Origin of the sequence: Paenibacillus sp. NPDC056933, assembly GCF_042674385.1 — a bacterium.
Lineage (GTDB): Bacteria > Bacillota > Bacilli > Paenibacillales > Paenibacillaceae > Paenibacillus.
Genome location: NZ_JBHUQN010000002.1, coordinates 693,325 through 719,308 on the forward strand (window position 1 = coordinate 693,325; position 25,984 = coordinate 719,308).

Sequence of the window (25,984 nt, forward strand, 5' to 3'; positions counted from 1 at the left end):
AAAAAGGTGTACCGCTTCCCCTGAAGGGATTGAGTACACCTTTGGTATGTCTGGCTATATTACTGCTTTTATCTGCGAACTTGCGGTCCGCCAATCACAGCCTGCTCTGCCGTATCCAGGTCATACGCTGTGTGCAGCGCCTTGATTACATCATGAAGTTTCTCTCCATCGATAACACAAGATACCTTGATCTCGGAAGTGCTGACCATCTTGATGCTTACGCCTTCACCCGAGATGACTTTGAACATCTTGGCAGCAACGCCCGGATGGCTAACCATACCAGCACCAACAATCGAGACTTTAACCAGGTCTTCTTCGGAAGTCACTTCACGGTAAGGCAGGCGGCTGTGAAGGGCTTCAATGACACGCAGTGCGTTCTCCCGGTCAGACAGCGCAACAGAAAACGAGAAGTCAGCCTTACCGTCCATTACACCGCTCTGTACGATAATGTCGACATCCAGCTGTTCTGATGCAAGGGCACCAAATACTTCGGCGAGAACTCCCGGTACATCAGGCACACCCAAAATACTGATGCGAGCCACATTTTTGTCATAGGCAATTCCACTAACTACCACGCCTTGTTCCATTGTTGCTTCCTCCTTCACAACCGTTCCTTCATTATGGTTAAAGCTGGATCTTACAATCAAAGGCACACCGGAATGCTTCGCGTATTCAACTGCACGCGGATGCAATACCGCTGCTCCCAGGTTGGCCAGTTCCAGCATCTCGTCGTACGAAATTTCCTTCAGTTTGCGTGCTACCTTAACAATTCGCGGATCCGTGGAATAAATACCGTCCACATCCGTGTAGATCTCGCAAGCGTCCGCCTTGATGGCTGCTGCCAGGGCTACTGCCGTTGTATCGGAGCCTCCACGGCCAAGTGTCGTAATCTCGCCGTCGTCCGTCATTCCCTGGAAACCTGCAACGATAACGATATTACCTTCAGCCAACGCCTGATTCACCCGCTGCGGATGAATATCGTTAATCCGAGCTTTGCCGTGTACCGGCTCCGTCCGGAATCCCGCTTGCCAGCCTGTAAATGAAATGGCATTGCGTCCCAGCGCCTGAATCGCCATGGATAACAAGGAAATCGAGATCTGTTCTCCCGTTGTCAACAGCATATCCATCTCACGTGCAGGCAGTTCACTGTTCAGCTGTTTTGCTTGATCAATCAGATCATCCGTGGTATCCCCCATGGCCGAAACCACGACTACACACTGATGTCCTTCATCCGCTTTTTCTACAACACGTCCGGCTACACGCTTCATGCGCTCTGTATCTCCGACCGAGCTGCCCCCAAATTTCATGACGTACAATGACAAAGCAAATCCACTCCCTACCTTGTGCAGTATGCATAATTGATGTCCATCGTCATTATTCTCTCCGAAAAATGACTTTAACCCAGTATATTACGAAAGCGTCTGATAGGCTAATCTTTTTTCGAAAAAACCCTCTGCCAAAGGAATGGCAGAGGGTTGAATTCATGCTTTATTTAACTTACACCAAGTGAACGTTACGCGCGAGAAGAGTATTTACCTTCACGAGTATCGATCAGCAGAACGTCGCCTTCGTTGATGAACAATGGCACTTGTACATTTAAGCCTGTTTCAACTTTTGCGTTTTTGGTAGCGCCTTGTGCAGTGTTACCTTTTACACTTGGCTCTGTTTCGATAACTTTCAACTCTACGCTTGTAGGCAAGTCGATTCCGAGGATTTCACCTTGGTAGCTAACGATTTTTACGTTCATGTTCTCTTTGAGGAAGTTCAATTCCCACTCCAGTTGGTCGCTTGTCAGTGTGAACTGATCATATGTTTCGTTGTCCATGAACGTATGCTCTGTACCGCTAGCATAGAGGTAAGAAACGCCACGGTTTTCGATGATGGCACGGCCAATGGTTTCACCTGCACGGAATGTTTTCTCAACGGTGTTACCGTTGCGCAGGTTTTTCAGTTTGGAACGTACGAAGGCAGCGCCTTTACCTGGTTTAACATGTTGGAAATCAAGTACGGTATAGATGTCGTTGTCTACTTGTACGGTCAAGCCTGTTTTAAAATCGTTTACTGAAATCACAAAAAATCCCTCCTGATATGGTTGAAAAGTAGGTGATATGAGACGATGGGTTAATTTAAGTTTGAAAAGTCAAACCGTCATATTCCACAGACCACTACGATGGCAGAACAACCTTCCGATCGCTGTTATCCCCAGATTTCTTTTTAATCCCTATCCTAATAGGGAGAAATCCGGTGATAAAGGCGAACGTTCCACTTCTTCAGGTTTTTTCTGCCCTCTCCGTTATTGTGGAATTTCAAGTTGACTTATTCAAAAGCATAAATTAAAAATCGCCTTATATCACCGTTGGCTGTAAATTAGCCGATTACGGTGAACTTCTTGTCTGATTTCGTTAAAATGTGTATACCTGTCTCGGTTATCACAACGTCATCCTCAATACGCACGCCGCCAAGGCCGTCAATATAGATCCCCGGTTCAACGGTTACCACCATGCCCGGTTTCAATACATCGTCGCTCAGCTTGGATAAACGAGGAGCCTCGTGAACTTCCATACCTAGGCCGTGGCCTGTGCTGTGTCCGAATTGCTCTCCATATCCGTGTCCTGCAATGATATCACGTGCCAATGCATCTGCTTCCCGTCCGGTCATGCCCGGTTTCAGGTTAGCCAGTGTATGTAACTGAGCTTCCAGTACGATGTCGTAAATTTTACGAAGTTCAGGTACAGGCGTGCCAGTTGCGATGGTACGTGTCAGATCTGAACAGTATCCATCCAAAAGTGCACCGAAGTCAAATGTAATTAACTCATTTTGTCCGATGACCTTGCTGCTTGCTACACCGTGAGGCATAGCAGAACGTTCACCCGATGCAACGATGGTGTCGAACGAAGAGGAGGTTGCTCCATGTTTGCGCATGAAAAACTCCATCTCCAAATCCACTTCACGTTCAGTCATACCCGGTTTTGCGAATTGCAAAACATGACTAAACGTTGCGTCTGCCAAATCCGCAGCTCTTTGCATTACAGCGATCTCATCTTCATCCTTGAAAATGCGCAGTTGTTCCACAATCCCGGAAACAGCTTTCAATTCAATGGATTGAAGTGCTTCAGCATAAGCAGTATGCGTACCATAAGTGACATGATCCTGCTCAAAGCCAACCTGTTTGATATTCGCCGATGCAAGCAGATCACGTACGGATTCCAATGGTTTCGGTCCATGTTCCACAACGGTAAAGCCTTTAGCTTGTTGCGGTGCCTGTGTCATATAACGGAAATCGGTCAGCAAGAATGCTTTTTGTTCCGTAATCAGCACATATCCTGCTGAACCTGTAAAGCCCGTCATGTAACGACGGTTGATCGGATTTGTAATCAGCATAGCCGTGAGTTCATGTTCACGCATGGCCTCACGCAACTTATTTACTCGTTTGTTTTCCATCGGTAACCCTTCTTTCTCTCACATTCCCGGGTCCCCGGCTCAGGTTTGCTTGTCCAGATGACGCACGAGAGCCAGCAGCCCCAGCTCATAGCTTACTTCTCCAAATCCGGCAATTTGCCCGATTGTTTCTGCAGCAATTACTGAATGATGTCTGAATTCTTCGCGTGCATGAATGTTGGATAGATGTACTTCTACTGTAGGAACTTTCACGGCATTGATTGCATCACGCACGGCATAACTGTAATGAGTCAACGCTCCGGCATTCAGCATGATTCCATCCGCATCGCCCATCGCTGCATGAATACGATCAATGATGTCCCCTTCATGATTGGATTGATAAAAAGCGATGGAGACGCCAAGATCCTCCGCCTGTCTGCGAATTTGTTCTTCAATATCCTTCAGACTAAGCGTTCCATAGATGCCAGGTTCACGTACGCCGAGCATGTTCAGGTTCGGGCCATTGATTACAACAATCCGTTTCATAGCTGCTCCACCCTTTCTGCAAATAACCATCTGCTATTTTAACACAGCCATTGCCGGATTGAGAAGCTTTTTTGCGGCTATGCTCCCGCTTGCTCCGGCTCACGTTTCCGTTCATCCGTGAACTCCATAGCTACGGTGTAGCCAATGAACAGCCCCCACAGCAAAAAGAAACAAAATTCTGTAATGATGGAATCCCAGGTTAAGCGGTTTATGGGCTTCACCATATCCAGTTTGGGACCTACCAGAACAAAGATAATGAGCCACCATAGAATCCCGTAACCCATGCCTGGAAGCGGTCCTTTCCATTTTTTCAAAGTTAACGTGTAAATCAATGAGGCAAGGACCGAAAAGACAATAAAAAACAGCCAGCCGGTCAAATGCCCTGCTGCAGTATAGATAAAATTGTGCTTGAAAAAAGGCTCAGCCAAAAATCCCAATGGTACAATCGTAAAATGAAGCAGATAGAACAACCAATGCAAGCCTCCCCAGATAAAACCTGCGAAAAAACCGAGCTCCACTGCAAAGGGAAACGGCTTGGTGAAGTAATGGGCCTGGCCTTGACGCTGGGTAGGGCGGCTGCCCCGGTCCTTTTGATTCCGCTCATCAGAACGTTTATTTTCCATATATGATGTGCGTTCATCCTTATGTTCTGTCATTGATATTCTCCTTCACGTTCAGTTCGCGTCATTGGGGTTATAACCGAATTCTTGTCCTAACTCTACCGGGTAGTATGTTCAAATCAGGGCAAACTTAACAACATCACCTCTAGATTGTCTCGTAAACTAGAAATTACCTTCAATATTCGATACAATAGGGTTATTAAACAGTCTTCGACACTGAAGGCCTAGAACAGAATAGGAAGGTGAATAATTTGCCTCAACAATCCAAGCCTGTCAGCTACGGGGGGCAAGCTGTCATTGAGGGCGTAATGTTCGGCGGTAAACATGTCAACGTTACTGCTGTTCGAAGAAAAGACGGCGAAATTACGTATCTGGAAGTCCCAAAGCAAGACAAGTCCTGGGTCATGAAATTGCGGCGGATTCCATTACTGCGCGGGATTGTCAGCATTATAGATTCGAGTGTCAAAGGCAGTAAACATCTCAATTATTCTGCTGACGCTTATGCTGATGATGAACTTGAACCCGAAGAAAAAGCGAAGCAAAAAGAAAAAGAAGGCTCAGGTTGGAGCCTTAGCATGATTATTGGCGTCACCGCTGTAGCTATTCTTTCTTTCCTCTTCGGTAAAGTTGTGCTTACGTTGCTGCCCGTTGTCATCGAGAATTTTCTGTTCAAAAATGCATTCGACAATCAGTTTTTGCATAATTTACTGGAAGGCGGAATTAAGCTCATTCTGTTGCTTGCCTATCTGTGGCTGATTTCTCAGACTCCAATGATCAAACGTCTGTTCCAATACCACGGAGCAGAGCATAAAGTCATAAGCGCTCACGAAGCCGGAGAAGAGCTCACCCCAGATAATGTGCAGAAGTACAGCCGTCTGCATTACCGTTGCGGAAGCAGTTTTATTATGCTGACTGTCATTATCGGGGTATTCTTGTACTCGCTCTTCACATACGATAACCTATGGGAACGTATGGGGCAGCGGCTGTTGTTGTTGCCAATCGTGCTCGGTATTTCGTTCGAATTGTTGAAGTTGACCAACTCCGTGCGTGACGTCCCTGTCCTTCGTTATCTTGGATACCCGGGGCTGTGGCTGCAATTGCTGACAACCAAAGAACCAACGAATGAACAGGTGGAAGTATCCATTGCTTCGTTTAACCGTATGCGTGAATTGGATGCCAAGCTTGCAAACGTATCAGCCACTTCGGAAGTTCCTGTTGCAACATTTGATCCTGTGAAAGGGTGAATGATATGAAGAAGCAGGCCATCCTATTTTGGACGTTCATCGCACTGGCTGCTGTTGGAATCTTGACTAGTCTGTGGAGTAAAGGTGTATCTCAATTTGTGATACCCCTAATCGTGTTCGGAGTTGTGTTCCTGCTATATAAATATCCGCCCCGCCGCTTTGCACGCAAGACATCATCACCGAAGATCAAGCCATCGGCTCGGACCATGGCTAAAGTTAATGCTCAGTCCGGCGCCAGAAAGAGCAGCAGTTCTTCAAAAAAACGTAAAGATTACCCTTTCCAAGTCATTCAAGGGCAAAAGGGTAAAAGCGACGAAGACGTACCCAAGTATCACTAAAACACTGATTTCGGCTGAACACACAGAAAAGCAATTCTCCCAACAAGCGGAGAATTGCTTTTTCAGTTTCATTTTTATACAGGTGTTAGAGGGGGCGTATCCGCTTGTCTCTTTCTTAGCTCTCGTCGCTGTTTGTCCAGCTGTTCACCATAGATCTTGGTATTCCACCCCCTGAAAAATTCTGTGCCTGCGGTAACCCCGGATTGATATAAGGCTGTACTGTCTTCCACAGAAAGATGAAATTCCGTAGGTTTAATGCCAAGGGTGGGAATTTTCACTGTTCGGAAACGATTGATCTGTTCAATGTAGCGCTCATCATGGGCAGTAAGCATCGTTTCAACCAGTGCCTGGAGCATACTGAGGGGCCCCCTGATTCTCGATGGCTCACCTTCCGTTTTCCCGACCATTTTAAACCCGATAACAGGGATAATATCTCCTCCCCGTTCTGTTCGCTCCCCGTCGAACAGCCAGAGGGGAAAGTTACTCAGCAGTGCCCCATCGACGATGTAAACAAACTGGTCTGCAAAACGTAAACCTTTGGACAGGACCGGGGATCTGCGAATCGCTACCGGGTCGAAGAAATAGGGGATACTGCAACTCATGCGTACCGCTTTGGCTACCTCCAGCTTCGCTGGATCTATACCAAAGCGTTTTATATCGTCAGGCAGCACCAAAATGTTGCCATTGGAAATGTCTGATGCGATGATTAGCAACTTGCCTGGCGGCAGATCAGCAAACGTCCGAACCCCCTTTTTTTTCAGCATATCCCGAATCCACGATTCCAGTGCTTCCCCAGAGTACAGTCCTTTCTTCAAAAACAATCTTGCTGCCGGGCCGATCCACCTTATATCAAATAGGGGAGAACGCCGCAGCAACGAGGCAAACGGTGTATTCTCAATAATCCCCTTCATCTCTTCAGCTGGATATCCCGCTGCGAGCAATGCCGCTACGATGGAGCCGGATGATGTGCCCGCCACACGATTAAATTCGACACCGTGATCTTCAGCACTTTTTACGGCACCTGCGAGCGAAATTCCTTTTACGCCGCCACCTTCAAATACCCCATTAACTAACACAATAAAACCCCCGTTCTCCAGGCAGTCCATGTTACTACTGCCACTGTATGAGAACAGGGGTTGGTCTTATTACGTTAAAATGTTTTAAAGTCCATAATAGGCTTTTAGTTTCGCGATCAAGCCGAGCGGACTTTTCGTCAGGTATTGTGAACTGAAGAAAATATCCCCTTTCACCGTATCATATTTCTCATTGTATATCAGCTGATCAATAATTTCCTGTGACGTTTGCCAACCAATTTCGGGTGTGCCCAGCTTATAGGGCGAGTGACCAATATACAATTTCACATTTGTATTTGCCACCTCATTGGCCCACCAGTCAACCACCTTGTCATATCGTGCTGCACTGAGTGTCATGCTCCAGTACACTTGCGGTGCAACATAGTCGATCCATTCCTGCTTGATCCATGTCCGTACATCCGCATTCATGCTATCATAAGCGGTTACCCCTGCTTTCGTATCGGAACCTGTCAGGTCAACAGATTTGTTACGCCATACTCCAAATGGGCTAATTCCGTATTCAACGCCCGATTTCACATGATGAATGCTCTCTCCGAGCTGCTTGACGAATTGATTGATATTATCACGGCGCCATTCTGCACGATCTTTCGTATTCATTGTGTTGTACGCTTTGAACGCAGCGTCATCATTGAATGTGACATTCGACGGATAGAAATAGTCATCCAGATGTACACCATCAATCTCATACTGATTGACCACTTCCATGATAGTATCAATAATATGCTGTCTCGCTTCCGGAATACCCGGATTAATATACAATTTGCCGGATGCGTTCACGATCCAGTCCGGGTGCAGCTTGGATACATGATTGGAGGCGAGCCCGGTTGTACTTGCCGAATTGGTTGCTCGGAATGGGTTGAACCATGCATGGAACTCAAGACCGCGTTTGTGAGCTTCCTCGATCATGAATGCAAGTGGATCGTACCCTGGGTCTTTCCCCTGTGTTCCTGTAAGAACGCTGTTCCACGGTACAAGACTTGATGGATAGATCGCATCCCCATTGGCTCGCACTTGAACAAATACGGCGTTAATTCCCATGTCCTTCAACGTATCAAGCTGCTGAATGTACTCCAGCTTTTGTTTCTCCACGTTTCCTTTGGCACCAGATGTAGGCCAATCACCGTTTACAGTTGAGATCCAGGCTCCTCGCATCTCATCCGTATTTGGTATATTTCCTGTGCCTCCAGGTTCTGCTGGTGTAACAGGAGTAGGATTCGGCTCATTTCCTGTTGTCAGATCAATTGTCTGCGCGGACTGGTTCCAGGTCACCTGAATTCCAAGATTCTCACTGACAAATCGAATCGGCACCATGACACGACCCTGCTTTAACTCAACGGAAGCATCAAGATCCACTACAGTACTATCCACCGTTGCCTGCTGGCGTCCACTCGTCATCGTAATGATTGAATCGGATTTCTTGATTGTAACGGTGCGTGTAGCTTGAGACCATAGCACAGACGCCCCCAGTCCCTCGCTAATGACCCGAAGTGGCACCATGGTAACATTGACTTTCGGTAAAATGTAAGGTGATACATCCGATTCCAGACGTTGACCATCCAAATAAATAACAATTTCCTTTTGACTGGCTGCCTGCGCCGTCATACCTGCTGATTGTAGACCTAGAACAAAAATAAGCAGCAGCATTAATCCTTTACGAAACTTCATCAGTGCAATCCTCCAAAATAATTATAAATTCGCGGCAAATTCTGCTAGTTTAATAGACGCTTCAACGGTTTGTTTAGTTGCGAATAATCTCAAATTTTGGTCAAAAAAAGCAAAAAGATGCTTCTCCGCCCTTTTTCATGGCGAGAAACATCTTCTGATTTTGGATGGATATGCACTTCAATTTACAAAGTGAGGTCTGGCTTACACCCTAGGATTCGGTATTGCTCATGACATCCTGAATACTTTTCAGATCACGTAATCTACTTTCATCCTGTCGGAAGTATTCAACTAAAGACTCAATGCAGGTAATGGAATCCCAACTGAGATGGTGTTCAATTCCTTCAACATCCTGGTAGATATTTTCTTCCTGAACACCAATGGTCGTCAAAAATTGTTCAAGCAGATGATGGCGCTCCATCAAACGTTTGCCCATTTTTTTGCCTTTTGGCGTAAGCACCAGCCCGCGGTACTTCTCATAGATCAGGTACTCGTCTTTGTCCAGCTTTTGGATCATCTTCGTCACTGATGAAGGATGCACTTCCAAACCTTCAGCTATATCAGACACACGAGCATAGCCCTTTTCATCAATTAATTTGTATATACGCTCCAAATAATCTTCCATACTGGGCGTTGGCATCTGCTTCCCTCTCTTCTCTCTGACCGACAATATTCTTGCCTGGTCCCTATCTTATAATGATACATGTTATCAATACGCATTGGCAAGTCCTGCACAATTCATTCACTTGTTACTGTTCATTAAACACTTCTCATTACTTAACAGGCACTCCTTGCGAAAGTATTGGCAAGGCTGACTTATCTGCAAACGAGGCACACTAAGCAATGTTCCGTAATGAAAGGAGTGATTTTGTGAGTACAAGTGTAGCGCATCCACCCGTTCGCAAAGTAAAGGGAACTAAACCTTTTATTCCCGATTTGGTGTATTTTGAACCTGGAGCGCTTGAATATGAGAAAGGCAAACGGATTATGGAATGGGTTACATCCAGGGATATCCCATATCAAATGACAACATCCCATAATCGAATTACCAATCTCCCCGGTGAAACGGAACAGGAAAAGTACCGAATGGCCAAACGAACCCTTGTCGTCGGTGTACGTAAAACACTTAAATTTGATCAATCCAAGCCATCAGCCGAATACGCTATTCCCATCTCCACAGGCTGTATGGGCCACTGTCATTATTGTTATCTTCAAACGACGCTCGGGGCCAAACCTTATGTCCGTGTCTATGTAAACACGGAAGAGATTATTCAGGCAGCCAAAGGATACATCGAGGAACGTGCACCTGAACTTACTCGTTTCGAGGCGGCGTGTACATCCGATCCAGTAGGACTGGAACATATTACGGGAAACCTCGGCGACCTGATTCGTTTTATGGCTGATGAGGAGCACGGGCGACTTCGCTTTGTAACCAAATATCATCATGTTGATCCTTTATTAAATATCAAGCATAACGGACACACTCGTATTCGTTTCAGCGTGAATTCCGATTATGTGATCAAAAATTTTGAGCCAGCTACCTCACGGTTTGAAGAGCGTATAGAAGCCGCAGGTAAAATAGCTCATGCCGGTTATCCGCTCGGATTCATTATTGCCCCAATCATGTGGTACGACGGATGGGAAGAAGGGTATAGTGAGCTTTTACAAAAGCTTGCCGATACACTCCCCGACGAAGCAACCAAAGATTTAACCTTTGAGATGATTCAGCATCGATTCACCAAAACAGCCAAAGCGACGATTGAGAAGCGTTATCCCAAAACGAAACTTGAGATGGATATCGAAAAGCGTAAAATGAAATGGGGTCGTTGGGGCCAGTACAAGTATGTGTATAAGGATGACCAGCAGGATGCCCTGCGCGAGTATATTACTGAGCGCATTTTTGAGCATTTCCCACTGGCCAACATTGATTACTTCACTTAAAACATAAAGTGCACTGAACATATGGCGCCCCACACAGGTTCTGATTAAAAAAGCAGGTTACATGAGCCAGAATTGTCTGGTGCATGCAGCCTGCTTTGTTCTTATTTTGATCATGGACGAAAATTCCCAGTCTAGATAATCATCCAGTCAGGTGTAATTTGCTGTAGCCAGATCGTAATTTTGGTCATCTGATCGGTAAATAACAGTACACCGAGGAACAGCATTAATGCGCCCCCCACCTTCATCATGATATTGGAGTATCGCAAAATCCAGCGTGTAGAGCCGATAAAAAAGGCCAGTATGAAAAAAGGTAATGCAAATCCGGCTGTATAGCCAGTAATCAATGCCAACCAGGTCGTCGGCTCGCTCGCAGCCATCGCGATAATGGCGGTCAGGATTGGTCCAATACAAGGCGACCAGCCTGCCGAAAAGCCAATGCCAAATATAAATGAGCCCAAGTAGCCCGCAGGTTTCCATTTCATATCCATCTTGCGTTCTTTCATCAGGAACTGCGGTTTGAACAAACCAAGCAAGAATAACCCCATTAACATAATCAGGATCGCAGATAATTGACGAATGAGATCACGGTTATCATTGAAAAATTGACCAAACAATCCGGCTCCCAGCCCCAGCGAATAAAATACAGCCGAGAAGCCCAAAATAAACGCCAGCGTATGAGTCAACGTCTTGAAGCGAACTTCACGCTGATTGCGCTCATCCTTTAACCGTTGCACCGTCATCCCTGTAATGTAAGAGAGGTACGAAGGATACAGCGGAAGACAGCATGGCGATATAAACGAAGCTAATCCTGCTACAAAAGCCAGCCATACATTAACATCAGGCATGAAGCGGATATCTCCCTTCCCTGGGGGCTCACTTGCTCATGTTAGACTTAGGCTCGGAACCCTTTTTTTCCAATCATCGTAAGAATCAGCATCATGATAAGCAAAAGTACAATCGTCGCTCCCGGGGCAAGGTTCCAGATACCCGCCACAACCAATCCAATGACCACTGCTATTTCACCAATGACCACGGACAATATGATCGCCGATTTGAAACTTCGTGCCATGAGCAAGCTCACAGCTACCGGAATGGTCAGCAATGCCGATACCAACAATGCACCAACGATTTTGATGGCCGTACTAATGACCAGGGCGGTCATCACGGTAATCAGCATGTTCAACAGTTTCACAGGCAATCCGGTAACCGCTGCGGCATCCTCTTCAAAGCTGAGCAGGAAAAACTCCTTATGTAACAGCGCTACAACGATGACCACGATCAGTGTAACCACACCAACCAGTTTCAAATCCGTGGAGTCTAGTGTATAAATACTGCCGAACAGGTAACTCATAACATCTGTATTATATCCTTTGCCCAGCGTGAAAAACAACGAAGCCAGCGCCACTCCACCGGACATGATGATTGCAATCGATAATTCGGCGTAACTCTTGTACGCCTTGCGCAGCTTTTCTATCGCAAATGATGCAAGCACGGCAAAAATAAGGCCAACGGCTATCGGATACACTTCAATCAGGAATCCGAGTGCAACACCGGCAATAGTCACATGAGACAAGGTGTCCCCGATCATGGATAAACGCCGAAGCACCAAAAACAATCCGATCAAGGGTGCAGTGATTCCGATTAGCAATCCCCCTGCCAGCGCCCGCTGAAAAAAATCACTCATTAAAATTTCCAAAACACACACGACTCCTTCGGCCTTGCTCTAATCTGCTTGTGTACTCGGTCTAACGCACCTGGGTGGTGGTATGCTGCAAATTCGTCTCGGCACAGTCTTCCACCTCATGGGAATGACGGACATGGAAATGTATTTTTCCGTTCGTCGCTGCCGCTTTGGAACCGAGATAACTCTCCATCCGATCCATATCATGCGAAACCATCAGGAATGTCATCCGGTGGTGTTCATGCATATGGGTAATGAGTTCAAAAAAGCTGGCCTGGGATTCGGCATCAATACCCACTGTGGGTTCGTCCAGAATCAGCAGATCAGGGTGATTAATAAGCGCACGTGCCAAAAATACGCGCTGCTGCTGTCCGCCCGACAGTTGTCCGATCCGTTTGTTCGCCAGGTCCTCAATCCGCATCACTTGCAGGGCATCTGTGCACTGCTGCTGACATTTACGGGACATTCGGCGGAACATATTTTTATTATTGTACAAACCGGACATCACGACTTCCCTTACCGTGGCAGGAAACAATGGGTTAAACGCATTTTTTTGAGGAACATAACCAATTCGTTCCCAATCCTTGAATCGGCGAATCGACTGTCCGAACAGCTTGATATCTCCCTCAGCTGGAGGCAAGAGTCCAACCAACATCCGTAACAGTGTCGTTTTGCCTGCCCCGTTTGAACCGATAATCCCGACAAAATCCCTTTCCTGGACCATAAAATCAAGATTTTCGATCACTCGCTGGTCACCGTAGGAAAAGGAGAGTTTCTCGATCTCTATGATTGGATCATGACACAATGGCATGATTTGCTGCATGGCAAAGCCGCCCTTCATTATATATAAGGATTGCAAACGAATCCTTCAGTCTATCTTATTTTAATGCGATCAGCAGATTTTGCAAATTTTTCTCCATTAGGGTGAAATAATCATCCCCGTTGGTAGCCTGTTCTTTGGTTAAACCTTCAACCGGATTAAGGACCATTGTCTCTACACCTGCTTCATTCGCAAGGGTTTTCGCCAGTTTGTCCGATACCAGCTCTTCGAAGAAAATATATTTAATCCCTTCATCTTTCACCAATTTGGACAATTTCACAATATCCTGGCCTGTGGGCTCTGCATCTGGAGAAAGTCCCATAATCGCATGCTGGGTCAACCCGTAATCACGTGCAAGGTACCCAAAAGCTTGGTGTGATACGACAATTTCTTTGTTAGGAACCTTGGACAGTTCATCTGTAAAGTGCTGATCCAGCGTTTCCAGCTTGGTCCGCAGCTCTTGATAGCGTTGTTCATATCCTTCTTGATGTGCAGGATCTACTTCAACGAGACTGTTTTTGATATTCTCAGCCATTACCATTGCCGATTTTGGACTTACCCATGTATGGGGGTCCACATGATGATCTGCAATATCCTTTGCGTTAGCTTCATCAGCATGTTCGTCACTATGTTCATCTACCTGTTCTTCGCCATGACCGTGTCCATCATCACCTTCAGCTGTCAAAAGGGTAACTCCATCACTTACTGCAACTGACTTTACCTTCGTATCGCTATTCAGTGACTTCAGGAAGTTGGGAACCCATCCCTCAAGACCTGCACCATTGTATAGGAACAACTGGGCTTTGGATGTATTGACGATATCTTGGCTCTTCGGCGTCCAGTCATGTGGTTCAACACCTGTTGGCAGTAAATTAATGACATTCGCATCTTCCCCGCCTATTGTCGCAGTAAACGCATAAACAGGATAGAAGCTCGTGATCACATTCACTTTACCTTCCACCAGCTTGGCACTCTCCGAACTATTTTGGCCGCATGCCGACAATATCAGCAAACTAAGAATAAGCAGACCGCTGAGCAACGGCTTCAGATGGCTTCTTCTACCTGTTGCTAGAGTCCGGTTTACCTTGTCTCGATTTCTTCCATTATAAAATTTCACTAGTATTCACTCCGCATCTCTTAATCGTAAACATTACTGAAAGAATTATAGGTAACCTGCACGAACTTGTCAAGCTGCTCTGTCCTATTCATTCTTTCCTTGAGCACGGAGTTCATAACAGTATATGCCTGTTTTCATCGCAACAGATCCGATTCCATCCAAAAATAAAAAGTGACCCGATTATTCATCGAGCCACTTTTATTGTAGCAATACAAACCAAACCCTTGGTTACACGATCCTATTTCACTTGTGCGCCATTAGGCATGTTGTCTGGTACCGTTGCCAGTGTAAGCTGATCGCCGTGGGATGCCGCCAGGATCATGCCCTGGGACAGTTCACCGCGCAATTTCACCGGTTTGAGGTTAGTCACACAGATGACTTTGCGTCCAACCATATCTTCAGGTGAATAAAACTTCGCAATTCCCGATACAACCTGACGTTGTTCATAGCCCAGATCCAGCTGCAACTTGAGCAATTTATCGGCTTTCTTGACTGGTTCACAGGCAATAACTTGAGCGACACGCAGTTCCACTTTGGCGAAATCGTCAATGCCGATTTCTTCTTTGCCTTCTGGTGCAGCGACGGGTTGAGCGGCTTCCGAAGAGCCTCCAGCATCAGCTAGAGTTGTCTCAGGCTGCGCTTCTGCTTTTTTGCCTCCAGTCATCGCTTCAGAAATATAAGCAATCTCCTGTTCGGAGTCCAGACGTGGGAAGATCGGATCACCCTTCTGCAAGGCATTTCCAGCTGGAATAACGCCCCATTGTTTCGCTGAATCCCAAGCCGTCAGTTCACCTTCCTGAATGCCGAGCTGCTCCCAGATTTTACGTGGAGCACGTGTCAGGAACGGCTGCAAGAGGATAGAAGCAATCCGCAAGCTTTCAATCAGATGCGACATTACAGATGCCAGTTCATTCCGCTTCGCTTCATCACGAGCCAGAGCCCAAGGCTGAGTCTCGTCAATGTATTTGTTGCTGCGGCTCACAAACTGACTGATCGCTGTCAACGCTACAGAGAATTGCAGATTTTCCATGGCCTGCTCCACTTTTTCCACAGCAGCATGACCCGCTTCTTCAAGCGATGCATCAAACTCCGTCACACCGGAAGTAAACGCAGGAGCCTTGCCTTCGAAATATTTGTCCACCATCGCAACTGTACGGTTCAACAGGTTTCCAAGGTCATTCGCAAGGTCCGAGTTCACACGTTCCACAAAGCTTTCCGGAGTAAACGTACCATCTGAACCAAATGGAACTTCACGAAGCAGGTAATAACGAAGTGCATCCAGACCATAACGGTCAATCAAGGTTACCGGGTCAACGACATTGCCTTTGGATTTGGACATTTTGCCGTCTTTCATCAACAACCAACCGTGGGCAAATACTTTTTTCGGTAGCGGCAGGTCCAGGGCCATCAGCATGATTGGCCAGTAGATTGTATGGAAACGAACAATCTCCTTACCTACCAAATGTACGTCCGCAGGCCAGAACTTGTCATACAGGGATGCATCGGATGAACCGTAGCCCAGGGCTGTAATATAGTTGGACAACGCATCGATCCATACGTATACAACGTGTTTCGGATCGCCTTTAACTTTGACACCCCATTCGAATGTCGTCCGCGATACGGCCAAGTCTTCCAGACCCGGCTTGATGAAGTTGTTGATCATTTCGTTCTTGCGAGACTCCGGCTGAATAAAACCTGGATTCTCTTCATAATATTTCAGCAAACGATCGGCATACTTGCTCATCCGGAAGAAGTAGGATTCTTCTTTTACCAGTTCAACGGGATGTCCACTATCCGGGCTTTTGGCCGAGATAATCTCGCCTTTGTCATTCTTCTCCACATCCACAAGTTGGGTTTCCGTGTAATACGTCTCATCCGGGATACTATACCAGCCTTCGTACTCACCCTTGTAGATATCCCCTTGTTTCAGCAAACGGTCAAAGATATCCTGAACCACCGTTTTGTGCCGCTCCTCCGTAGTACGAATGAAATCATCATTGGAAATGTCCAGCTTGTTCCACAGTTCCTTGATGCCCACAACGATGTCGTCTACAAAAGCTTGCGGTGACTGCCCTTTCTCCTGGGCCTTGCGCTCAATCTTCTGACCATGCTCATCGGTTCCTGTCAAATAACGAACCGCGTAGCCGCGCAGACGCTTGTAACGAACCATGGCATCACCCGCCACAGTTGTGTACGCGTGCCCAATATGCAGTTTGTCACTCGGATAATAGATTGGTGTTGTTAGATAAAAAGTTTTTTGATCAGCCATTAATGACTTCTCCTCCTTCGGATGTTCCTGCTTTTGAAATACTGTTTTGTCTAAAAAAGAACACAAAAAACTCCCGTCCCTGTATGGGACGAGAGTTGCTCTCACGTGTTACCACCCAAATTCCCCGTGCTTTTCACAAACCACAGGCTCTGCCGGTCCTTCGACCGCCCATTAACGCTGGATCACGCCTCAGCCTTACGACAACCGTCCTTATCAACGTCTGCACGCTCGAAAGAGGTTCCTCCGGGACCATATTCCATCCTCCTCCCAGACCGGTTCTCAGCTCATCCGGCTCTCTGCACTGGGGGTGTGTCTGTACTTATCCCTTCACTGGAAATCATTATACGAAAAATATACTGAAATACTGCCTCCTTTGTCAAGTGGACAGCACTCTTAAATAACTCTGCAAAAAACGAACGTTGGGCCGTTAATCCGATACCATCACAGACTTTTCAGCCTTCGGTGGCACCAGATCCACCCCGCCTGGATGAAACGGATGGCATTTCGCAATGCGCTTTGCCGCAAGCAGCGATCCCTTCAACGCACCGTGCACCTCAATTGCCTCCATCGCGTAAGCCGAGCAAGTGGGATAGAATCGACACGTCGGCGGCTTCAATGGAGAGATATAGCTGCGATACACCCGAATGGGAGCCTGAACGAGTCTGCGGGATAATTTCATTGTCAGTGCTTCCCGTGAGTGTGCTGATGTCCAGACGACACTTTGGCAGGTACATGTTCGGCACAGTCCTTACAATACCCGAAAACTTCAAATTTATGATCGACGACTTGAAATTGCTCAGGCGCATCTGCAAGCTGCATCGGACAAAAAATGATCGGATATGTTTTCTGGCATTTCAGACAAATCATATGGTGGTGATGGTGATCCTCGCTGCAATGTGCTCTGAACTTGACCCCATCTTCAAAGATAACCTGCTCCAGTACACCCAATTCCTGCATGACCCGCAAATTCCGGTACACCGTGTCAAAGCTCAGGCCGCTGTATGTCTTACCCATATATTCATAGACGTCCTTGGGTGTCAGATACCCCTGGGATTCGGCAAATAACCGGGCCAGTGTCTTCCGCTGATCCGTAATGCGAAGCCCCTGCGAGGACATAGTCGTAATAATCTGTTCTGTCGACAGCATGACCAAAAGCACCTCCTGTCATACGAGCATTCTGCATAAGTCCAAAGAGCGAATTCAATCCAGCCATCCTAGGTCGGAATGGTTCTATTCGTCTAGGAATTGTACCCCTAAGCGTGTGGAGTCAAATTATGCAAAATGCTGATACTTATGCTTAATTTATATACTACTAATAATGCCTTAAATGAAGTTCATAGTCAACGAGAGCGCTCGGATACCGCTAATTACAAGCTGAGCCAAAAAAGAGCTGCCCCCCGTCAATTGCATGACGTGGGGACAGCTCCATCTTTTGACGGTTCAGATGCTTCATCCTTCGGGCGACTTTTGGGGTGACAGGATAATATTATATAACTTCACACCAAACCGTCCGTGCCTATGGAAAAGGTTGATTATTTCTCAGCCGGAAGCGGTGTAAACAGCAGGTTGACTGGCAGATTGCTTCCTGGTGCAGCCGAGAACAGAATGGTTACACTCTCGCCGTATGAACCTGTACGATAGAGCACACCTTGTTCATTTGGCGCACTCAAGGTTTTGCCATTCGAAACCTGAACAACCTGACCATTCACGAGTGCTACTCCTGAATATTTGCCTCCACGAGGGTTGAACGAGATCAATGTGCGAGGAGCCACATTGTTCAGTGTAATTTTGTACAGTACGCCGAAGTTACCCGCGTTAGAAGCATCTGTGTACGCCATTGGATCTGTTCCGACCAGATTCGGGTCACTTGCATTATCCCCGAGCGGCAAACGTGCAGGCTTCGAACCTACTTCCTGGTCGTACGTAATGACACGTGTTGCATTCGGATACGTACCGCGGTTGTGCACACCATCACGATCCAGAACAGGCAGAGTGGACAATACCGTCATCGGATCTTTATTTTCTTCGATCATGATAATGTTATAGTCCAGTCTATAATCACTAAAAGCATCCGAGTAGAGGGAGATAACTTGTCCTTCTTTCATCGGAAGTTTATTGAGTTCGGTCAAAATCAACTTGCTTTCTCCAGGTTGAATATACACCTTCTTTTGATCGGCTCCGGTCTGAATCGACTTGAACCATTTATCAATAGACAATTTCCCGGCTACGGTAGCAAACGGAGTAGGTCCCGCGAAGCCCATATTTTGTTGTTCGAATACGGCTGTATATGCATTGTTATTTGTTGCAACAACATACATTTTCACTCTTTTGCCTGTATTGTTTACGTGGTGAATCATGAATCGAGTCTGACCAATGGAAGACTCTTTGTACACAATCCCTTCCGAATTAACGGTTTCCGGGCTGTTACTGCGAATCAGCAAACTTGGCTCGTCATAATACGTGTAAGGAACTTTCTCCATGGCAGTAACTTCACTGCCGTTGAAGATAAACTTATCACCTACCGGTGTAAACAACTGATTAAAATCAGACATGGTGTACAGCGTTTCACCTGTAATGTTAACGGTTTTGGTATAGCTGTTGCTTGCACCATGTTTATCTGTAACGGTTAACGTTACAGTCTTTGGTCCCGGAACAAAAAATGCCAGCGCATTGTTTTCCCATACGGTTTTATCATTATCAATGGCATTTTCATCATCGGTGCTTTGATCAATATACGTGATCTTTTCACCCATTTTGTACTCTTCCTTGTCTGTCGTAAACATCGCGACTGGAGGAAGATTCGGTTTCTGAACCTGAATCGTTACAGCGTACGGATCACTCCACTGTCCACTCGAATCCTGGACAGCATACGTTACCGTATATGTACCTGGTTGGTCAAATGAATCCTGACGGCCAGTCCAGCGTTCGTCTACAATTTCCAGTCCTTTGGGAGAGCTGGATTTGGTGCTGTATGTTACCGTATCTCCTGCAAAAATCTCTTTTTGTACCGTGAAACTGGCTACCGGTTTGGTATTCAGGTTCAGGACAACAGTCTTGGCAGACTGATTAACTTTATAAGTAATGTTGAGTGCCTGAGTAATCGAAGTCAGTGGCACCATGAACGTATTTTTTTGTTGATAGGCAGGGCCTTTCATCGTTCTGGATTCACCGTTAACGGTATAAATGGTACTGTTCGTTTTGAAGCGAAGCTCATCTTCGCCACTAATAATTATGGTTTCCTTGGTTGTATTGTCATATTTAACATTATAACCAACCCGGTCCACCAGTGCGCGGATCGCTACATAGGATACTCCATTTTTAACTGCCATTGGCTGTCCGGCAAGATAGGTTTTACCGTCCTGCATCATTTTATTGCTGTTCATGTACAGTGTCAGATCTCCGCCTTTACTTCCGGCAGCAGATTGACCGCTTGTAGATGGCTGCTCAACCTCAACTGGAGTCGTAGGAACTGTTGTTTCTTCTTCCGTACCTTCTTCATCAGCAGGGTCTGTAACTGGTTCAACCGGAGTAACATCCGTACCTGATGGTTCAGTTGTCACCGGATTTGTGCCTTCTTTTGTGCCTTCTACAGTTCCATTATCCGTTTGAGTTGTACCAGATCCGGACTTCACTTCCGATTCGGCGATCGTTTGTTCTTTCTTCACAACCTCTACGGATTTAACGGTGGCTGTATTTGCTGTTGTTGTATCACTTTGATCGGCTGCCAGTGCATTCGCGGGAATCGCTGCAAACGCTTGAAATACAGCTAAAGCGGTAAGTATAGATAATTTCTTCTTCAGATTCATTCTTTGTCTTTGGCTCCTTCTGCTCCCATTTTATAAATATCCCCCTCAAAAAGTCATACTATTAGACGCTTGTAACCGGGAAAAGTTGCTAAAAATATTTGATAAGAATTGTAAACTTTTAATAGAGCATAAATACTATGAAAATAGTTATCTATTACACTTTCGATTTGGAGTGAAAAATCTGTATTAAATCCTGCCGCAGATTCCAACAAAAAAATCTCTCCAGGACATGGGAGGATCGCACCACGTCACAGAGAGATTTAGAGATTTCGAACGTGCTAACGCAAACTGACGGGCAGACTTCCGGTTGACTGCAATTCACCTGTTAACAGGAGGGACAATGTACGAACCACTGCAGGCGTGTTCTCGTATGTGCACACATAACATCCCGGTTTTGGAATCTCCAATAGATCATACGGATTACGCAGAGCAACCACAATCAGAGAATACTTCTCACTAAGTTTTTCAACCAAATGCTGTTGTCCTTTCGGAAGATGTCCAGCGGAAGTATACGTACATACGATGATTTGATCTCCCTCCGACACATCCTTCAATATCCGATCCGCTTCATCATAAGTTGGCTGGGTGGTTATTTTGTGCTCCCGAACTCTGCCTCTCCGCTGCGATAGTGCCACGCCAAGCGAATCCGTATGTGACCATGGTTCATCGACTTCAGTCCGTTGCACGACTTCCGGCCAGATCACATACACGTCCTGTTCTGGATTCAGTGGAAGCAACCCATCATCATGAACCACTGTAATGCTATTGGAGGCGATCTCATTCAGTGTGGATTCGATGTAGGCCAGCGATCTTGGTGATTCATCCTTATCTTGTGATGTAAAAAAAAGCTCACCCACATCAGTTCTATCTGGTAAAGCAGCTACTGCATCATCTGCTTCTAGGGAAACGAGATAGTTTCCCCACTGACCACAACGTGCTGCCTTCCATGCAATGATACGTTCCAGTGCCCGGTTAACGGTTGCTTCTGCAATACGCCCAGTTTGAACAGCTTCAACAACTGCTTCCACGGCGGAGATCTGATCTTGCAGAGTATGACTGACCAGAACCAGATCAGCTCCTGCCTCCACAGCACGAATGGCGGCCTCGGGTACACCATAGGGCTTGGACATCGCATGCATTTCCAGACAGTCTGTAATAATAATACCGTCAAATCCCATTTCTTCGCGCAACAGGCCTGTCAGCACTTTACGTGACAATGTCGCTGGAATCGGCTCCGGTTCAATGGTTGGAAAGATTACGTGGGCTGTCATGATGGCATCCACTCCAGCCTCAATAGCCCGACGGAATGGCAGCAATTCAATCTGCTCCAGCCTGTCCCGATCATGAGGTACAGTCACCATGCCGAGATGAGAATCCACAGCTGTATCCCCATGTCCGGGAAAATGTTTGGCTGTTGCAGCAATGCCCTGGGATTGGTACCCTTTGATAGCTGCTGCCCCATGGACAGCTACACTTCCCGCATTCTCGCCATAGGAACGCACGCCGATGACCGGATTAAGAACATTGTTATTCACGTCCACGACAGGAGCGAGGTTCATGTCGATACCGATGCTTTTCAATTCCCGACCTAAAATTCGGGCACATTCAAGGGTATAGTCGGGCTTCCCTGTTGCTCCAAGCGCCATATTGCCAGGTACCTGGGTCACTCCCTCTTTGTCAATCCGGGCCACCATACCGCCCTCCTGATCCACAGAGATCATCAGGGGCAATTCTCCGGCCTCCGCCGCAATCGCTTGCAAGTCGGCAGACAGACGGGTTAACTGGCCCACGCTTTCCACATTTCTCCGGAAATAAATGACGCCTCCCACATGATAATCACGGATCAACTTATTGATCTGTTCATCCGCGTGCTGTCCATGAAATCCACACATAAACATCTGACCTACCCGTTGTTCCAACGAAAGACGATCGATTGATTTCATACGCATGCTTCACTCCCCCATTAAGAACCTGCTCTTTGGTTTGACCTGAATTCCGATGGTTTCATATGAAAATGTTTATGGAATACTTTGGAGAAATATCGCCGCTCCTTAAATCCCGTTGCTTCTCCAATGGCTGTTATGCTCCACTCCGTTGTGCTTAGCAATAAAGCTGCGCTCTCCATCCGTTTCTGGGTCATATATTCAACAAACGTAACACCCATATGATTTTTGAACAGCTGGCAAAAGTAACCCGGACTGATTCCCAGCCAATCGGCAACTTCATCAATACCCAAATCACATTCCAGTCTGGCGTTCATATACTCGCACGCTGACGTCATTAGCTCCGATACAGAAGGACGTGGCACGCTTTTCTTGTCATAACAAACATGGGCGAGCGCCTCAGCCAGTTCGATTAATTCTTTGATGGAGGTCGCTGAATGCAATGCGCTCCAGAAATGAATTTCGTCTTGTTCAGCCATCACATGTACTTCGCGCAATTCACGCAGCATATGTACAAGCAAGAAACGCAGACTATTTTCAGCGACACCATCCAGCGCACTCTTATGTTCACTCATCCGATGTTTGAGCATGGTTAACAACTCAATCAAGCCCTGCTTATTTCCCTGCCTGATCCAGCGAGTGATGGAGTCCAGATCTTCTTTTGCAACCCACATCATTGCCCTTCCGGATGGTTCCTTCGATATCTCTAAGGAAGGTTCAGAAATTCCCTGCTTTAACTTCACACTGCACGGGTCCGAGTCACTCATGATCAGCAGTCTCTGACAGTGGCGGTACCTCTCAGCAATCTGGTCATCCAGCTTCACAGGCATAACATCCTGAATGACCCGTGTCTTCATGCCTGAATCGGGCTCAAATGTCGCATCTAACTCCAAAGTGATCTGCCGAGCCAACGCATCCGCCCGCAGTCTCCATTCATCAGTTGCCTCCACCAACATGCACCATTCTCCCTTACGGGCCGAAATTAGCAAGGTACCATTACTGATTCTGTCAGTAAGCTCCCTAAGCCTGGAACGGATCATCCCATGCCAGCTTTGATGACGGGATACGGACCATCCAATGGAATGCTTGAAATAACCCGATACATCAATGAGCAGCAAGATATATCTTAAGGAAGATAACTGGGGTTGAGGGACAGACGTTGGGTAAGGAAACAACGCCGAATCCTCTTCTCTTCGCATCAGGTCAATGATATGTTTGTATCTGACCCAGGCTTCCATCTCCGATTTGCGGTGGGTTTCCGCCTCCAACTCGATCCGTTTCTTCTGAATCTGCCCGGCAAGCTCACGCAATTTATGTTCCAGATCCAAGTAATCGATTGGCTTGCATATGTATTCATGGACATTGTAACGAATAGCTGTACGGGCATACTCAAACTGCTGGTATCCAGTCAGCAAAATAATTTCGCATGTTTCACCCTGTTCCCGCAATGTTTGAATCAACTCCAAACCATCCATGGATGGCATACGAATGTCACACAACATAATATCGGGATGATATTCTGCAACTTTATCGAGCGCTTCAGCACCGCTTCTGGCCGTGCCCACAACTTCAATGCCCATCTCTTCCCAAGGCAAAATAAAACTCAGGTTTTCCAAAATCGGCAGCTCATCGTCAACCAGCAACGCGGTTAGATTCATTCATCTTCCCCCTGCTCATATTGTGGAATAATACATTGAATGATCGTGCCATTCCCCGGAGATGAACAGATAAACACCCCATATCCGGTTCCATATTGAATCCGTATCCGATCTGCTACACTTCTTAATCCCAGCCCTCTGCGTTCTGCCATGGTAGATATTGGCTTCGTTCCCTCTGCCATGATGTATTCAGGCGGGTCTTCTGCCATGTATTCGAATCGTGCCAACATTTCCTGAGGGATACCAATACCGTTATCTTCAACTCGCAGCACCAGATTATGTCGTACCACAAACGCGCTGATTCGAAGTACGCCCTGATATTCAATCCCCTCAAACCCGTGCTGGATACTATTCTCTACAAGAGGCTGGAGGGTAAGCTTGAGCATGGACGATGTGTACAGATGAGTTGGAATGTCCAGCTCATACCGAAACAAATCACTGAATCTGTAATGTTGAATCTCCAGATAACTCTGCAAGTGCCTAAGCTCCTCACCGAGCGATATTTCCTCCTGATCCTGAATACTGATGCGCAGCATATTACCAAGCCGTGTCACCATTTCACTTACTTTACGCCCTTCTCCCCTCAATGCTAGTCCGTTAATGGATTCCAGTGTATTGAACAGAAAATGAGGTTTGATCTGGGCTTGAAGCACTCGCAGCTCCGCCTTGGCCTTCTGTTGCTGCTCCGCACGTACACGCCGGAACAGACCGCCGATTCGATCCAGTAATTCATTGAAGCCTTGGGCAAGCAGCTGCATCTCGTCAAAACCTTTTCCTTCAACCCGGGCATTAAAGTCACCGTCATCCACACGCCTCATGAATCGTACAAGCACAGCAATGTTGCCCGTAATTCGGTTCATGAAGAACACATTGAAGACCATTGCAGCAAGCAGACACAGCAGAATGATAATGATGGACCAGCCTGCAAATACATTCGTCTCTGCGGATAACGCTTCCCATGAAGTGACGCTGACCAGACTCCAGTTATAGTTTTTTAGATGATATTGTGAAATAATGCTTTCACTGCCGTCAAACACGGCTCTGTTGCTGCTAAACCCCGTCCCGTAACTTCCAGAACGCACGCCCAGGTTCTCCATCTTCTCTCCGCTGTAGCGACCGGAAGGATCGTATACGATCAGCCCTTCCTCATTAATCAGCAGGAACGAAGTATCCTGTGCAGGATCACTTATTTTCAAATGGCGGAAGATGCGATCCATCTCCCCTTTTTTGATCTGAACGACCAAAACTCCGATATTCTGAAAATAACTAAGTTCTTTGACCAATCGGATTTGGGTAAACACAGGCTCCACGCCGGTCAGTTCGGGGTATTCCAAAGGGGCCAGCCACTTGGGTACACCGTTGAGTTCCTGAATTTCTTTGAATAATGGATGCACCTTGAATTGTTGAAAAGGGAGAGCCTGAAAATTTTCTTTGGTAAAAATAGAGACAATCTGACTGTCCTCGGATGAACGCGAACGTAAATCATACAAAAAGGCATAACTGATGAATGGATAATTGTATAACAGGGAACGGAAATTACGCTGGCTGGCATTCAGGGACAATTGGTTACCGGTTCCAAGATCTTGTTTGGTCGGATCTTTGGCGTTCAATGCCATCTGGAAAACCGATGTGGCAATCCCGTTGTCCGTAACATTGTTGATCTGCTGAAAAACATTCTCGATATTGTAGCTAATCGCCTGGAGTGCATATTCAGACTGCTGATTGTATTTTTTCTCAATCGTATGTGATGTGACCAAAAACATGCCGATTCCAAGCGCGCACATCGGTACAATGATGAGCAACAGAAATGCCATGGCCAGCTTCATCCGCAAGTTCATTTCTCGTTCTCCCTATAAAGCGCATCGTT

At 46.5% G+C, this 25,984-nt stretch carries 22 protein-coding genes; 3 read left to right on the top strand and 19 right to left on the bottom strand.

What is annotated here, in order from left to right; genetic code table 11:
- Positions 1 to 68: 68 nt before the first annotated feature.
- The 5 genes from ACFTRD_RS18125 to ACFTRD_RS18145 form a co-directional block, all read right to left on the bottom strand.
- A complete protein-coding gene (locus ACFTRD_RS18125) occupies positions 69 to 1,322 on the bottom strand; it encodes an aspartate kinase (protein WP_379382414.1) in 1,254 nt (417 codons plus the stop codon).
- A gap of 191 nt (positions 1,323 to 1,513) precedes the next feature.
- On the bottom strand, positions 1,514 to 2,071 hold the full coding sequence (efp, locus tag ACFTRD_RS18130; protein ID WP_024631007.1) for an elongation factor P: 558 nt from the start codon (positions 2,069 to 2,071) through the stop codon (positions 1,514 to 1,516).
- 296 nt (positions 2,072 to 2,367) lie between these two features.
- A complete protein-coding gene (locus ACFTRD_RS18135) occupies positions 2,368 to 3,441 on the bottom strand; it encodes a M24 family metallopeptidase (RefSeq protein WP_379382416.1) in 1,074 nt (357 codons plus the stop codon).
- A 39-nt stretch (positions 3,442 to 3,480) separates the two neighbouring features.
- Complete coding sequence (gene aroQ / locus ACFTRD_RS18140) at positions 3,481 to 3,924, bottom strand: type II 3-dehydroquinate dehydratase (protein ID WP_192268551.1); 444 nt, start codon at positions 3,922 to 3,924, stop codon at positions 3,481 to 3,483.
- Between the two features lie 77 nt (positions 3,925 to 4,001).
- On the bottom strand, positions 4,002 to 4,580 hold the full coding sequence (locus tag ACFTRD_RS18145; RefSeq protein WP_379382419.1) for a YqhR family membrane protein: 579 nt from the start codon (positions 4,578 to 4,580) through the stop codon (positions 4,002 to 4,004).
- 215 nt (positions 4,581 to 4,795) lie between these two features.
- Between ACFTRD_RS18145 and ACFTRD_RS18150 the strand changes: the two genes are divergently transcribed.
- Entirely contained in the window at positions 4,796 to 5,788 is a 993-nt protein-coding gene (locus ACFTRD_RS18150) for a DUF1385 domain-containing protein (RefSeq protein ID WP_192268555.1), read from the top strand.
- Positions 5,789 to 5,793: 5 nt separating this feature from the next.
- Positions 5,794 to 6,126: a hypothetical protein gene (locus ACFTRD_RS18155; protein ID WP_379382421.1), complete on the top strand. Its 333-nt coding sequence runs from the start codon at positions 5,794 to 5,796 to the stop codon at positions 6,124 to 6,126.
- Between the two features lie 74 nt (positions 6,127 to 6,200).
- Here the strand turns inward: ACFTRD_RS18155 and ACFTRD_RS18160 are convergent, their stop codons facing one another.
- The 3 genes from ACFTRD_RS18160 to mntR all read right to left on the bottom strand — a co-directional run bounded on the left by ACFTRD_RS18160 (position 6,201) and on the right by mntR (position 9,522).
- On the bottom strand, positions 6,201 to 7,202 hold the full coding sequence (locus tag ACFTRD_RS18160) for a patatin-like phospholipase family protein (RefSeq protein ID WP_379382423.1): 1,002 nt from the start codon (positions 7,200 to 7,202) through the stop codon (positions 6,201 to 6,203).
- An 84-nt stretch (positions 7,203 to 7,286) separates the two neighbouring features.
- Positions 7,287 to 8,885, bottom strand: a complete 1,599-nt coding sequence (locus ACFTRD_RS18165) for a family 10 glycosylhydrolase (protein WP_379382425.1) — start codon at positions 8,883 to 8,885, stop codon at positions 7,287 to 7,289.
- 208 nt (positions 8,886 to 9,093) lie between these two features.
- Positions 9,094 to 9,522, bottom strand: coding sequence for a transcriptional regulator MntR (mntR, locus tag ACFTRD_RS18170; protein ID WP_062324348.1), 429 nt, complete (start codon positions 9,520 to 9,522; stop codon positions 9,094 to 9,096).
- A 203-nt stretch (positions 9,523 to 9,725) separates the two neighbouring features.
- On the opposite strand from mntR, the gene splB reads away from it, so the two are divergent.
- Positions 9,726 to 10,823: a spore photoproduct lyase gene (splB, locus tag ACFTRD_RS18175; protein ID WP_379382427.1), complete on the top strand. Its 1,098-nt coding sequence runs from the start codon at positions 9,726 to 9,728 to the stop codon at positions 10,821 to 10,823.
- A gap of 131 nt (positions 10,824 to 10,954) precedes the next feature.
- Here splB and ACFTRD_RS18180 read toward each other — a convergent pair whose 3' ends face one another.
- From ACFTRD_RS18180 to ACFTRD_RS18230, 11 genes are all read right to left on the bottom strand, one after another.
- Positions 10,955 to 11,668, bottom strand: coding sequence for a cytochrome c biogenesis CcdA family protein (locus ACFTRD_RS18180; RefSeq protein ID WP_062324346.1), 714 nt, complete (start codon positions 11,666 to 11,668; stop codon positions 10,955 to 10,957).
- A 47-nt stretch (positions 11,669 to 11,715) separates the two neighbouring features.
- On the bottom strand, positions 11,716 to 12,519 hold the full coding sequence (locus ACFTRD_RS18185) for a metal ABC transporter permease (protein WP_024631018.1): 804 nt from the start codon (positions 12,517 to 12,519) through the stop codon (positions 11,716 to 11,718).
- Between the two features lie 49 nt (positions 12,520 to 12,568).
- Positions 12,569 to 13,327, bottom strand: a complete 759-nt coding sequence (locus ACFTRD_RS18190) for a metal ABC transporter ATP-binding protein (protein ID WP_379382430.1) — start codon at positions 13,325 to 13,327, stop codon at positions 12,569 to 12,571.
- A gap of 55 nt (positions 13,328 to 13,382) precedes the next feature.
- Entirely contained in the window at positions 13,383 to 14,372 is a 990-nt protein-coding gene (locus ACFTRD_RS18195; protein WP_379383113.1) for a metal ABC transporter solute-binding protein, Zn/Mn family, read from the bottom strand.
- A gap of 307 nt (positions 14,373 to 14,679) precedes the next feature.
- On the bottom strand, positions 14,680 to 16,815 hold the full coding sequence (gene metG, locus ACFTRD_RS18200; RefSeq protein WP_379382432.1) for a methionine--tRNA ligase: 2,136 nt from the start codon (positions 16,813 to 16,815) through the stop codon (positions 14,680 to 14,682).
- A 322-nt stretch (positions 16,816 to 17,137) separates the two neighbouring features.
- On the bottom strand, positions 17,138 to 17,389 hold the full coding sequence (gene yidD / locus ACFTRD_RS18205) for a membrane protein insertion efficiency factor YidD (RefSeq protein ID WP_053784390.1): 252 nt from the start codon (positions 17,387 to 17,389) through the stop codon (positions 17,138 to 17,140).
- Positions 17,390 to 17,391: 2 nt separating this feature from the next.
- A complete protein-coding gene (locus tag ACFTRD_RS18210) occupies positions 17,392 to 17,856 on the bottom strand; it encodes a Fur family transcriptional regulator (protein WP_192268572.1) in 465 nt (154 codons plus the stop codon).
- A 386-nt stretch (positions 17,857 to 18,242) separates the two neighbouring features.
- On the bottom strand, positions 18,243 to 20,516 hold the full coding sequence (locus ACFTRD_RS18215; RefSeq protein WP_379382435.1) for a stalk domain-containing protein: 2,274 nt from the start codon (positions 20,514 to 20,516) through the stop codon (positions 18,243 to 18,245).
- Between the two features lie 278 nt (positions 20,517 to 20,794).
- Positions 20,795 to 22,465: a beta-N-acetylhexosaminidase gene (gene nagZ / locus ACFTRD_RS18220; protein ID WP_379382437.1), complete on the bottom strand. Its 1,671-nt coding sequence runs from the start codon at positions 22,463 to 22,465 to the stop codon at positions 20,795 to 20,797.
- Between the two features lie 14 nt (positions 22,466 to 22,479).
- A complete protein-coding gene (locus ACFTRD_RS18225; protein ID WP_379382439.1) occupies positions 22,480 to 24,117 on the bottom strand; it encodes a response regulator transcription factor in 1,638 nt (545 codons plus the stop codon).
- Positions 24,114 to 25,955, bottom strand: a complete 1,842-nt coding sequence (locus tag ACFTRD_RS18230) for a cache domain-containing sensor histidine kinase (protein ID WP_379382441.1) — start codon at positions 25,953 to 25,955, stop codon at positions 24,114 to 24,116. The genes ACFTRD_RS18225 and ACFTRD_RS18230 overlap by 4 nt, the downstream gene beginning before the upstream one ends.
- Between the last annotated feature and the right edge of the window lie 29 nt (positions 25,956 to 25,984).

What these genes read in the sequence shown, in the direction of transcription:
- ACFTRD_RS18135 (WP_379382416.1), bottom strand. Translation starts at nt 3,441, where the DNA reads ATGGAAAACAAACGAGTAAATAAGTTGCGTGAGGCCATGCGTGAACAT.
- aroQ (WP_192268551.1), bottom strand. Translation starts at nt 3,924, where the DNA reads ATGAAACGGATTGTTGTAATCAATGGCCCGAACCTGAACATGCTCGGC.
- ACFTRD_RS18145 (WP_379382419.1), bottom strand. Translation starts at nt 4,580, where the DNA reads ATGACAGAACATAAGGATGAACGCACATCATATATGGAAAATAAACGT.
- ACFTRD_RS18155 (WP_379382421.1), top strand. Translation starts at nt 5,794, where the DNA reads ATGAAGAAGCAGGCCATCCTATTTTGGACGTTCATCGCACTGGCTGCT.
- ACFTRD_RS18165 (WP_379382425.1), bottom strand. Translation starts at nt 8,885, where the DNA reads ATGAAGTTTCGTAAAGGATTAATGCTGCTGCTTATTTTTGTTCTAGGT.
- mntR (WP_062324348.1), bottom strand. Translation starts at nt 9,522, where the DNA reads ATGCCAACGCCCAGTATGGAAGATTATTTGGAGCGTATATACAAATTA.
- splB (WP_379382427.1), top strand. Translation starts at nt 9,726, where the DNA reads ATGTTCCGTAATGAAAGGAGTGATTTTGTGAGTACAAGTGTAGCGCAT.
- ACFTRD_RS18180 (WP_062324346.1), bottom strand. Translation starts at nt 11,668, where the DNA reads ATGCCTGATGTTAATGTATGGCTGGCTTTTGTAGCAGGATTAGCTTCG.
- ACFTRD_RS18190 (WP_379382430.1), bottom strand. Translation starts at nt 13,327, where the DNA reads ATGCAGCAAATCATGCCATTGTGTCATGATCCAATCATAGAGATCGAG.
- yidD (WP_053784390.1), bottom strand. Translation starts at nt 17,389, where the DNA reads ATGAAATTATCCCGCAGACTCGTTCAGGCTCCCATTCGGGTGTATCGC.
- ACFTRD_RS18210 (WP_192268572.1), bottom strand. Translation starts at nt 17,856, where the DNA reads ATGCTGTCGACAGAACAGATTATTACGACTATGTCCTCGCAGGGGCTT.
- ACFTRD_RS18215 (WP_379382435.1), bottom strand. Translation starts at nt 20,516, where the DNA reads ATGAATCTGAAGAAGAAATTATCTATACTTACCGCTTTAGCTGTATTT.
- nagZ (WP_379382437.1), bottom strand. Translation starts at nt 22,465, where the DNA reads ATGCGTATGAAATCAATCGATCGTCTTTCGTTGGAACAACGGGTAGGT.
- ACFTRD_RS18225 (WP_379382439.1), bottom strand. Translation starts at nt 24,117, where the DNA reads ATGAATCTAACCGCGTTGCTGGTTGACGATGAGCTGCCGATTTTGGAA.
- ACFTRD_RS18230 (WP_379382441.1), bottom strand. Translation starts at nt 25,955, where the DNA reads ATGAACTTGCGGATGAAGCTGGCCATGGCATTTCTGTTGCTCATCATT.